At 71.6% G+C, this 11,210-nt stretch carries 6 protein-coding genes and 1 pseudogene; 6 read left to right on the top strand and 1 reads right to left on the bottom strand.

All coding sequences use genetic code 11. The features are described 5' to 3' along the window. Nucleotides 1-114 precede the first annotated feature (114 nt). Complete coding sequence (locus tag SCWH03_RS06730; RefSeq protein WP_173263209.1) at nucleotides 115-2,394, top strand: FdhF/YdeP family oxidoreductase; 2,280 nt, start codon at nucleotides 115-117, stop codon at nucleotides 2,392-2,394. Between the two features lie 63 nt (nucleotides 2,395-2,457). Then, on the top strand, nucleotides 2,458-2,946 hold the full coding sequence (locus tag SCWH03_RS06725) for a PaaI family thioesterase (protein ID WP_173263208.1): 489 nt from the start codon (nucleotides 2,458-2,460) through the stop codon (nucleotides 2,944-2,946). A 17-nt stretch (nucleotides 2,947-2,963) separates the two neighbouring features. On the opposite strand, the gene SCWH03_RS06720 is transcribed toward SCWH03_RS06725, so the two are convergent. Then, complete coding sequence (locus SCWH03_RS06720; RefSeq protein ID WP_173263207.1) at nucleotides 2,964-4,970, bottom strand: Xaa-Pro dipeptidyl-peptidase; 2,007 nt, start codon at nucleotides 4,968-4,970, stop codon at nucleotides 2,964-2,966. An 819-nt stretch (nucleotides 4,971-5,789) separates the two neighbouring features. Between SCWH03_RS06720 and SCWH03_RS06715 the strand changes: the two genes are divergently transcribed. The 4 genes and pseudogenes from SCWH03_RS06715 to SCWH03_RS06700 form a co-directional block, all read left to right on the top strand. Further along, entirely contained in the window at nucleotides 5,790-7,022 is a 1,233-nt protein-coding gene (locus tag SCWH03_RS06715; RefSeq protein WP_173263206.1) for a branched-chain amino acid ABC transporter substrate-binding protein, read from the top strand. 99 nt (nucleotides 7,023-7,121) lie between these two features. Beyond that, nucleotides 7,122-8,051, top strand: coding sequence for a branched-chain amino acid ABC transporter permease (locus SCWH03_RS06710; RefSeq protein ID WP_173263205.1), 930 nt, complete (start codon nucleotides 7,122-7,124; stop codon nucleotides 8,049-8,051). Nucleotides 8,052-8,056: 5 nt separating this feature from the next. After that, nucleotides 8,057-9,883, top strand: coding sequence for a branched-chain amino acid ABC transporter permease (locus SCWH03_RS06705; RefSeq protein ID WP_173263204.1), 1,827 nt, complete (start codon nucleotides 8,057-8,059; stop codon nucleotides 9,881-9,883). Between the two features lie 2 nt (nucleotides 9,884-9,885). Continuing rightward, nucleotides 9,886-10,788, top strand: a pseudogene (locus SCWH03_RS06700) (ABC transporter ATP-binding protein); the annotation flags it as partial. Nucleotides 10,789-11,210 lie beyond the last annotated feature (422 nt).

Genomic DNA, 11,210 nt, shown 5'->3' with positions numbered 1-11,210 from the left:
GGCCGGAACGGCCCGTGCCCGCCCCCGCCCGCCCGTGCCGCCGGCCGCCGCCGCGTGACAGGATCGGAGGTGACGGCACATCCGCCCCGATGTCCGCGCCCGAAGGAGTACACGATGGCCACCAAGCCGCCCGAAGGCGACCCGGTGCAGGACGCACCCCGGGTCGGCGCACCCCGGCACAGCGCGGCCGGCCTTCCCGCGATCGGGCACACGCTCAGGGTCGCGCGGCAGCAGATGGGGGTGGCGCGCACCGCCCGCACCCTGCTCAAGGTCAACCAGAAGGACGGTTTCGACTGCCCCGGCTGCGCCTGGCCCGAGGGCGAGCGCCGCCATGTGGCGGAGTTCTGCGAGAACGGCGCGAAGGCGGTGGCGGAGGAGGCGACGCTGCGGCGGGTCACGCCGGACTTCTTCGCCGCGCACCCGGTGTCCGACCTGGCCTCCCGCAGCGGGTACTGGCTGGGCCAGCAGGGCCGGATCACCCGGCCCGTGTACCTCGCGGAGGGCGCGGACCACTACGAGCCGGTGTCCTGGGAGCGGGCCTTCGAGATCGTCGCCGGGGAGCTGCGCGCACTGGGCTCCCCCGACGAGGCCGTCTTCTACACCTCCGGCCGCACCAGCAACGAGGCCGCCTTCCTGCTGCAGCTCTTCGCCCGCGAGTTCGGCACCAACAACCTGCCCGACTGCTCCAACATGTGCCATGAGTCCTCCGGCTCGGCGCTGTCCGAGACGCTGGGCACCGGCAAGGGCACCGTCCTGCTGGAGGACCTGCACCGGGCCGATCTGATCATCATCGCCGGGCAGAACCCGGGCACGAACCATCCGCGGATGCTGTCCGCGCTGGAGGAGGCCAAACGGTCCGGAGCGAAGATCATCTCGGTGAACCCGCTGCCCGAGGCCGGACTGGGGCGGTTCAGGAACCCGCAGACCGCACGCGGCCTGATCAGGGGCGTCCCGCTGACCGACCTCTTCCTGCAGGTCCGCATCGGCGGCGACCAGGCCCTGTTCCGGCTCCTGGGCAAGCTGGTCCTCCAGGCGCCGGGCGGGGTCGACGAGGAGTTCGTGCGGCAGTACACCCACGGCTACGAGGAGTTCGCCGCCGCCGCGCGCGCCGCGGACTGGGACGGGACGCTCGCCGCGACCGGCCTGGACCGCGAGGACGTCGAACGCGCCGCGCGCATGGTGCTCGCCTCCGAGCGGACGATCGTGTGCTGGGCGATGGGGCTGACCCAGCACAAGCACGCCGTCGCCACCATCCGCGAGGTCGTCAACCTGCTGCTGCTGCGCGGCTGCGTCGGCCGTCCCGGCGCCGGGATGTGCCCGGTGCGCGGCCACTCCAACGTCCAGGGCGACCGCACGATGGGGATCTTCGAACGCCCCTCGGCGGACTTCCTGGACGCTCTTGAGCAGGAGTTCGGCTTCGCCCCGCCGCGGCACCACGGCCTCGACACCGTACGGGCCATCCGGGCGCTGCGGGACGGCGAGGCGAAGGTGTTCTTCGCCATGGGCGGCAACTTCGTCAGCGCCACGCCCGACACCGCGGTCACGGAGGCGGCGATGCGCCGAGCCCGGCTCACCGTCCACGTGTCGACGAAGCTCAACCGCTCGCACGCGGTGACCGGGAAGCGGGCGCTGATCCTGCCCACGCTCGGCCGCAGCGACCGGGACGAGCAGCAGGGCGGCCGGCAGTTCGTGACGGTCGAGGACTCCATGGGCATGGTGCACGCGTCCCGCGGCAACCTGCCCCCGGCGAGCGGGCACCTGCTGTCCGAGCCCGCGATCGTGGCCCGGCTGGCCCGCGCGGTGCTCGGCCCGGCCTCGACGACGCCCTGGGAGGAGTTCGAGAGGGACTACGCCGCCATCCGGGACCGGATCTCCCGGGTCGTGCCCGGGTTCGAGGACTTCAACACGAGAATCGCCCGCCCCGGCGGTTTCACCCTCCCCAACGCCCCGCGCGACGAGCGCCGCTTCCCCACGGCGACGGGCCGGGCGAACTTCACCGCGGCGCCGGTGGAGTACCCGGAGGTCCCCGAGGGCCGGCTGCTGCTGCAGACGCTGCGCTCCCACGACCAGTACAACACCACGATCTACGGACTCGACGACCGCTACCGGGGCGTCCGGGGCGGCCGCCGCGTCGTCCTGGTCAACCCGGAGGACGCGGCGGAGCTGGGCTTCCCGGACGGCGCATACGCCGATCTCGTCAGCGAGTGGACGGACGGTGTGGAGCGGCGGGCGCCCGGCTTCCTCGTGGTGCACTACCCGACCGCGCGGGGCTGCGCCGCCGCGTACTACCCGGAGACCAATGTGCTGGTGCCGCTGGACGCCACCGCGGACACCAGCAACACCCCCGCCAGCAAGTCCGTGATCGTACGTCTGGAACAATCACCGACCGGCTGAGCGCCCGCTCAGCCGTGAGGATGTCCCCGCACACCGCAGACGCACGACGATCGGAGCCGGCCCATGGGTGAGCAGACGACGGTGAAGTTCCCGCAGGAGGTCGTCGACGAGTACGCCGCACTCGGCGTCGACCTGCCCGCGCTGTTCTCGGCGGGGTCGCTGGGCAACCGGATGGGCGTGCGGATCGTCGAGGCCTGCGCGGAGCGCGTGGTGGGCACGATGCCGGTCGAGGGCAACACCCAGCCGTACGGACTGCTGCACGGCGGGGCGTCGGCGGTACTGGCCGAGACCCTCGGGTCGGTCGGCGCCATGCTGCACGGCGGCAGTTCGAGGATCGCCGTCGGGGTGGACCTCAACTGCACACACCACCGGGGGGTGCGCTCCGGCCGGGTCACGGGCGTGGCCACCCCCGTGCACCGGGGCCGCTCCACCGCCACCTACGAGATCGTGATCTCCGACGAGCAGGACCGGCGGGTCTGCACGGCCCGGCTGACCTGCCTGCTGAGGGACGCTCCCCGGGACGCCGGCGGCGTCCCGGGGACGGCGGGCTGATCCGCCCCGCCGCAGCGCTACCCCGCGACCGGCAGGGTGACGCTGCTGACCCCCGCCCGGACGGCCAGTTCCGTGCCGGCCGGGTGGCGCAGGGTGTGGCCGTGGTCGGTGGAGATCAGGACCACGCCCAGCCGGTGGCCCTTCTCGAAGACGTAGTCCTGGGGCTGCATGGCCCACCGCAGCCGGTACTCGCGCCCCTCGACGACCCTGCTCTCCCGCTCGATCGAGTGCCGGTTGCGGATGTCCAGCCAGCCGCGCGAGACGATCTTGAAGTCGGCGGTCTCGGTGCGGTGCCGGGTGCGGTAGGCGCATCCGGTGTCCCCGGGGACGCCCTCGCCGTAGCAGACCTGCCGGCTGGTGTCCGTGACCGTGCCGCCCGTCGCCCGGGTGCCGGTCCCGTAGTCGACCAGCAGCGCGGTCACATACGGTGAGGAACCGTCGAGCGAGGCCCGTACCGACAGCTCCGGCACTCCGTTGACCCGGAGTTCGGCAGGCAGCGGTCCTGTGGTGTACACGAGCCGGTCGGGCCGGGTGGCGCCCGGGTCCGCGACGAGTTCCTCGGCGGGCACGGTGCGGCCCCGGTCGGTCGCCGTCTGCCGCACGGGCTTCCCGGGCAGCGCGGCGAGCCCGCCCTCGTTCAGCCACAGCCGGACGTCGCGCGTGCCGCGGGCGGGCCAGTCGGACTGCCGCCGCCAGCTGAAGTCCGACTGCTCGACCTCGACGGGCGGTTCGGCGAGCACGCCGTTGTCCAACCCGTACAGCCAGTGGTCGAACCAGAGGTGCAGCCGGTCGAGCCACTCCTCCATGCGCAGCGGCATCGGGTTGACGTGGCCCGCCTGATGGAGCCACAGCTTCCGCGGGACGCCGTGCCTCTTCAGCGCCTCCCACAGCTGCCCGAAGTGCCCCGTCCGCACATTCCCGTCGTTGCCGCCGTGGACCAGGAACACCCCCGCCGTGATCCGGCCGGCGTCGCGCAGGTAGTCCCGCTCCTGCCAGAATCGGGTGAAGTCCCCCGTCACCCGGTCCTGTTCGCGGGTGAGCCGGTCGATGACGGGCCGGCAGACCTCCCGGTCGGCCCGGGTGTGCACGTACTCGGCCAGGACGTCGGCGTCCTCGCCCTGGTAGCCGCCGGGCGCCACGACACCGCCGCCCGCGCGGTAGTAGTCGTACCAGGACGAGATCCCGGAGATCGGCACGATCGCCTTGAGCCCCTCGACGCCCGTCGTGGCCACGGCCGTCGGCAGGGTGCCGTTGTACGAGATGCCCATCATCGCCGTGTCACCCGTCGACCAGGCCGCGCCCACCGGCCTGCCCTGCGGGTCCCAGCCGCGGGCGCGGCCGTTCAGCCAGTCCACCGCGGCCTTCGCGCCGAGGGTCTCGTTGCGGCCGCCGGAGGTCGGGCAGCCCGTCGAGCCGCCGGTGCCGAGACTGTCGACCTGGGCGACCGCGTAGCCGCGCGGGAGGAAGTAGTTGTCCGTGTAGCCGGGCCAGGGCAGCGAAGCCGCGGTGAGCCCCGCGGCCGGCTGCCTCCCGTGCGCGGCCGGCTGGCTCTCGTACGGGGTCACCAGCCCGGGGACCCGCGCGCCGCGCGGCGGCCGGCCACCCGGCGGCAGCCCGTCCACCTCCACGTCCACGTCGTGGTACCGGACGTCGTTGCCGCCGGCCCAGTAGGGGCTGGCCTCGACGATGGTGGCGACCCGCAGCCCCGCGTCGGTCTCCCGGGGGCGCAGAATCCGCATCCGCACCGTGTCGCGCCGGCCGTCGCCGTCGCTGTCCACCTCGGTCTCGACGTCCACCTGCTGGTGCACCGCGTCCGCGCGGGAGAAGACGGGCTGGGTCCGGTTGCCGACGATACTCAGCGCGGGGGCGTCCGCCCGCGCCTGAGGTGCGGGCAGCGCCGACAGCAGCGACACGGCCAGCAGGGCGGCGCCCCATCCGTACGCCGTGCCCGCACGCCTGGTGCGGGCCTGTCCGCTGCGGGCACGCGCCGTGCGGGCGCCGCCTGTTCGGGGGGATCTCGTCATACGTGCCCTCCAGGGCCGGGGTCGGTGACGATCTGGGGACGGTTCCGCGGTGGCGCGGACACATTCCACCCTGTGCGCCCCCGCGGCACCAGACTCAACGCCGCTGCCACCCGGCTCCGTTGCCTCCCGGCCGGCCGTTTCACGCCACCCGTAACGCCGTTCGGGTGACGGCGGGCCGGCGGGCCGGGACGGACGCGCCGTCACCCGCCGCCCGCAGGGCGGGCGGTGCCGCGGGCCGGTGGGCGCGGCGGTGGGCGCGGGCGTCCGGACGGGGGCGCGCGGCGGTGCGAAGCGGAGGGAATCCGGACGGGTCACCGCGGACGCGGGCCGTGCGAACCCGACCCGCGCCGGCCGCAGGGCACCGGAAGCGGCGGGCATTGCCGGACCATCCCGATTACGGCCGGAAAAGGCGGGTTGTTCACACGTACTCTCCGCCGCCCTGCACGACCGTGGAAAAGGTTCACGAAATGCCGGATTCCCATTCCCGGGAGTAGCACTCCGTAATGAGCATCCAAAACCAGACAGGAGGCGCACCCGCAGGGCACCACACGGCGGACCCGGCCCGGCCGGGAACGACTACGGGGAGCAACCACCACCACTGTCATGACCAAAAGGCCTTACAGTCATGCACTCCGCGCCGCAAATCAGCTCGGGATAACAAGAGCGTCACAGCCTCAGTCAGACCAGTGCTTTGTTTCCATTTAGGCCCTTAGAGTCACCGCCAGTCACCGCGCCACCGGATTCCTTGCCAGTAAGGCTCCAGCGCTCGACTCGGCGCTCCACGGAGGAGCAGCCGTGCCAGCTGAAAGGACCAGATTCGTGCGTCAACGCTCGCTCATAGCCATGACCGCTGCCCTTGCCGCGGGGGCACTCACCCTCAGCGCCTGTGGCTCGCGCGACGACAAGGGCGGAGACTCGGCGGCCGGTGGCGACACCACCGTGGTCATCGGTGTCGACGCGCCGCTGACCGGCGACCTCTCCGCGCTGGGTCTCGGCATCAAGAACTCCGTGGACCTCGCCGCCAAGCAGGCCAACGAGAAGGAGCACGTCAAGGGCGTCACCTTCAAGATCGAGGCCCTCGACGACCAGGCGCAGCCCTCTTCGGGCCAGCAGAACGCCACCAAGCTCGTCGCCGACAAGGACGTCCTCGGCGTGGTCGGCCCGCTCAACTCCTCCGTCGCGGAGTCGATGCAGAAGGTCTTCGACGACGCCAAGCTGGTCCAGGTCTCCCCTGCCAACACCAACCCGGCCCTCACCCAGGGTCCGGACTGGAACACCGGGGACAAGAACCGCCCCTACCAGGCGTACTTCCGCACCGCCACCACGGACGCCATCCAGGGCCCGTTCGCAGCGCAGTACATCGTCAACAAGGCCGAGAAGACCAAGGCCTTCATCATCGACGACAAGAAGACCTACGGCGCGGGCCTCGCCGCGACCTTCAAGGCCGAGTTCGAGAAGCTCGGCGGCAAGGTCGTCGGAACCGACCACGTCAACCCCGAAGCGAAGGACTTCAGCGCCGTCGCCACCAAGGTCAAGAACTCCGGCGCCGACGTCGTCTACTACGGCGGCGAGTACCCGGCCGGCGGCCCGCTCAGCAAGCAGATCAAGGACGCGGGCGCCAAGGTCGTCGTCGCGGGCGGCGACGCCCTCTACAGCGCCGAGTACATCAAGCTCGCCGGCGCCGGCTCCGCAGGCGACATCGCCACCTCCGTCGGCGCGCCCATCGAGGAGCTCGACTCCGCCAAGGAGTTTCTGGCCAACTACAAGAACGCCAACTACAAGGAGGCGTACGAGGCCTACGGCGGCTACGCCTACGACTCCACCTGGGCGATCATCGAGGCGGTCAAGAAGGTCGTCGAGGACAACGACGGCACACTCCCCGAGGACGCCCGCGCCAAGGTCGTCGAGGCCATGCAGAGCGTCTCCTTCGACGGTGTGACCGGCAAGGTCTCGTTCGACGAGTTCGGCGACACGACCAACAAGCAGCTGACCGTCTACACGGTCGAGGGCGGCGAGCACAAGCCCGTCGAGTCCGGCACGTTCACCGGCTGACCCCGCAAGTCCCACTCCGCACACCCCTGGCCGCGCGGGGCGCTGCACCCAGCGCCCCGCGCGGCCTCACAACCGTCCACAGTCTCGGAGGACAATGCGGTGAACGAACTGCCGCAGCAGCTGGTCAACGGCCTGCTCCTGGGATCCATGTACGGGCTGGTCGCCATTGGCTACACGATGGTCTACGGCATCGTCCAGCTCATCAACTTCGCCCACGGCGAGATCTTCATGACCGGGGGCTTCGGCGCCCTCAGCGTCTGGCTGATCCTGCCCGGTGGCACCACCATGTGGGTGGCCCTGCCACTCATGATCATCGGCGCCGTCCTGGTCGCCACCACCGTCGCCATCGGCGCGGAGCGCTTCGCCTACCGGCCCCTGCGCGGCGGCCCCCGGCTGGCCCCCCTGATCACCGCGATCGGGCTCTCCCTGGCCCTTCAGCAGGCGGTCTGGGCCTGGTACCCGGAAGCCAAGTCCGCGCGTACCTTCCCGCAGCTGTCCGGCGGCCCCTTCCACATCGGCAACGTCACCATCCAGACCGGCGACGTCTTCCTGCTGATCGCCGCCCCCGTCTGCATGGCCGTCCTGGCCTACTTCGTGAACCGCACCCGCACCGGGCGCGGTATGCAGGCCACCGCCCAGGACCCCGACACCGCCAAGCTCATGGGCGTCAACACGGACCGCATCATCGTGATCGCGTTCGCCCTCGGCGCCGTGTTCGCCGCGGTCGGAGCGGTCGCCTACGGCCTCAAGTACGGCATCGTCGACTACAAGATGGGCTTCCTCCTCGGACTCAAGGCCTTCACCGCCGCCGTCCTCGGCGGCATCGGCAACATCTACGGCGCCATGATCGGCGGCCTGGTGCTCGGCACCGCCGAGACCATGGCCACCGCCTACATCAACCACATCCCCGGCATGCAGCAGCTCGGCGGCCAGTCCTGGGCCGACGTCTGGGCCTTCGTACTCCTCATCCTCGTGCTCCTCTTCCGGCCCCAGGGCCTTCTGGGCGAGCGCGTCGCGGACAGGGCGTGAGCACCATGACCACACAGACCAGCACCACGGCCCCCGCCGACACCCGCCGGCCGGCCGGGCGCACCGCCCTCATCCCGCTGCCCGAACGCACCGCACGCGCACTCGCCACCGCCGGCGGCGGACTGACGGTGCTCAGCTCCTTCCTCGCCTGGACCTGGACGGCCGCCTTCCCCGGAAACCTCACGATCCCCGGCTACCCCGGCGGGCTCCAGTGGCAGGTCCTCGTGGCCGGTGCCCTCACCACGCTGTTCGCCCTGGCCTCGTACGGGGTCAAGGGCACCCGCTGGCTCGCACCGGCCGGTACCGACGCCGCCCTCAGGCTCTCCGCCCTCGCCGCCTTCGGCACCGCCTGGTACACCATCGCCGCCATCAGCATCCAGCTCGGCGGCCCGATCAACCTCGAACCCGGCGGCGCCGTCGCCGGCGCGGCCACCCTCACCGCGCTGGTGGGCGCGTTCGCCCTGCCCTTCGACCGGCCCGAACTGCACCCCGCCGACCCCGAGGACACCGGCTGGGACCGGTTCACCCACCAGCTGGCCAACGGATGGAGCGTGTTCAGGGCGACCCTCTCCACCGGGACGCCGAGCCCGCTGCGCAACCTGCCGTCGTACCTCGAGATCCTGATCATCACCGGCGTCCTCGCGCTCGCCCTCGGCGTCTTCACCTACGGCATCGGCACCGAGTACGACGAACTCTTCATCGGGTTCCTCATCACCTCCGGCTTCGGGTTCGCCGCCCTCAGCAAGGCGGGGCTGATCGCGCGCGCCACCCAGCTCACCGGCAAGCACCAGAACCTCACCATCGCCGGGGCGTTCATCGCCGCCGCCCTCTTCCCCTTCACCCAGAGCGACGACCAGTTCGCGACCATCGGCGTCTACATCCTGATCTTCGCCACCGTCGCCCTGGGGCTGAACATCGTGGTCGGCCTCGCCGGGCTCCTCGACCTCGGCTACGTCGCATTCCTCGGCGTCGGCGCCTACGCCGCCGCCCTCGTGTCCGGCGCCCCGACATCACCGTTCGGCGTCCACTTCCCGTTCTGGGCCGCCATCCTCGTCGGGGCCGGCGCCTCCCTCGTCTTCGGCGTCCTCATCGGCGCCCCGACACTGCGGCTCCGCGGCGACTACCTCGCCATCGTCACCCTCGGCTTCGGCGAGATCTTCCGCATCACCGTGATGAACACCGACGGCACCTCCGGGCCCGACATCACCAACGGCTCCAACGGCATCGCGTCCATCCCGAACCTCGACATCCTCGGGTTCGACTTCGGCGCCGAGCACACCATCGCCGGATTCACCATCGGGCGCTTCGCCAACTACTTCTTCCTGATGCTCCTGATCATGGCCGTGGTCGTCCTCGTCTTCCGGCGCAGCGGCGACTCCCGCATCGGCCGGGCCTGGGTCGCCATCCGCGAGGACGAGACCGCGGCACTCGCCATGGGCATCAACGGCTTCCGCGTCAAACTGATCGCCTTCGCCCTCGGCGCCTCGCTCGCCGGCCTCGCCGGCACCGTCCAGGCCCACGTCACCTACACCGTGACCCCGGAGCAGTACCTCTTCGCCTGGCCCGTCCCACCGAACTCGGCGTTCCTGCTGGCCGCCGTCGTCCTCGGTGGCATGGGCACCATGGCCGGCCCGCTCGTGGGCGCCGCCCTGCTCTACCTCATCCCCAACAAGCTCCAGTTCCTCGGCGACTACCAGCTGCTCGCCTTCGGAGTCGCGCTCGTGCTGCTGATGCGCTTCCGCCCCGAGGGCCTCATCCCCAACCGCCGCCGTCAGCTCGAGTTCCACGAGAACGAGGAAGCGCCCGCCACCCTCACCAAGGCAGGTGCCTGAACATGACCACCGACACGACCACCAAGGCACCCGCGCCCGCGCCCGAGGGGGAGACGGTCCTCGACGCCCGGGGCGTCACGATGCGCTTCGGCGGCCTCACGGCCGTGCGCTCCGTCGACCTCACCGTCAGAAGCGGCGAGATCGTCGGTCTCATCGGCCCCAACGGCGCCGGGAAGACCACGTTCTTCAACTGCCTCACCGGGCTCTACATCCCCACCGAGGGCGAGGTCCGGTACAAGGGCACCGTCCTGCCGCCGAAGTCCTTCAAGGTCACCGCGGCCGGCATCGCCCGCACCTTCCAGAACATCCGTCTCTTCAACAACATGACGGTGCTGGAGAACGTCCTGGTCGGCCGGCACACCCGGACCAGGGAAGGGCTCTGGTCGGCCCTGCTGCGCGGCCCCCGATTCCACAAGGCCGAAGCCGCCTCCCGGAAGAGGGCCATGGAACTCCTCGAGTTCGTCGGCCTCGCCGGCAAGGCCGAGCACCTCGCCCACAACCTGCCCTACGGTGAGCAGCGCAAGCTGGAGATCGCCCGGGCACTCGCGAGCGAGCCAGGACTGCTCCTCCTCGACGAGCCCACCGCCGGCATGAACCCCCAGGAGACCCGGGCCACCGAGCAACTGGTCTTCGCCATCCGCGACATGGGCATCGCCGTCCTCGTCATCGAGCACGACATGCGCTTCATCATGAACCTCTGCGACCGGGTCGCCGTACTCGTCCAGGGCGAAAAGCTCGTCGAGGGCGACAGCCAGAGCGTGCAGAACGACGAACGTGTCATCGCCGCCTACCTGGGCGAGCCCTTCGAGGGCGCGCCGGGCGCCGAGGAGGCCGAGGAGGTCGCCCGGGCCGAGTCCGCCGCCGGAGCCACCACGGCGGAAGCGGCGGCCGAACGGACCGGAACGGAACCCGACCGGGCCGGGCCGGAGCCGGAATCGGGTTCGGAGTCGGAGCAGGAGTCGGAGCAGGAGCAGGAGCAGGCGGCCGAACGGACCCACCTGTCCGCGGACGGCGCCCCGAACGGCCCGGCCGACGGCACCCCGGAAGGAGATCCGGAAGGAGCTTCGAGCAGCAGTCCACACAGGGCCACCGGCGCACCCGCCGCCCGGCCCGAAACCGCCGACCGGCCCGAAACCGCCGACCGGGGCGAAGCCCCCGACGGCCCCGAGGGTGACAGGCCCGATGACGGCAGGGGGGACGGCGGCAGCGACGGCGGGGCCGCCCGGCCCGACGACACCGCGGCCGCGCCGCGGGCCGGCGCGCCGGAAGCGACCGGCGGCACCGGCACCGGCACCGCCCAAGGCTCCGGCACCCGCAAGGAGAACGA

It is taken from the genome of Streptomyces pacificus, assembly GCF_011766325.1.
GTDB classification, from domain to species: domain Bacteria; phylum Actinomycetota; class Actinomycetes; order Streptomycetales; family Streptomycetaceae; genus Streptomyces; species Streptomyces pacificus.
Note: the sequence above shows the minus strand (reverse complement) of the source record. Positions and strands in the feature narration are given on the sequence as shown.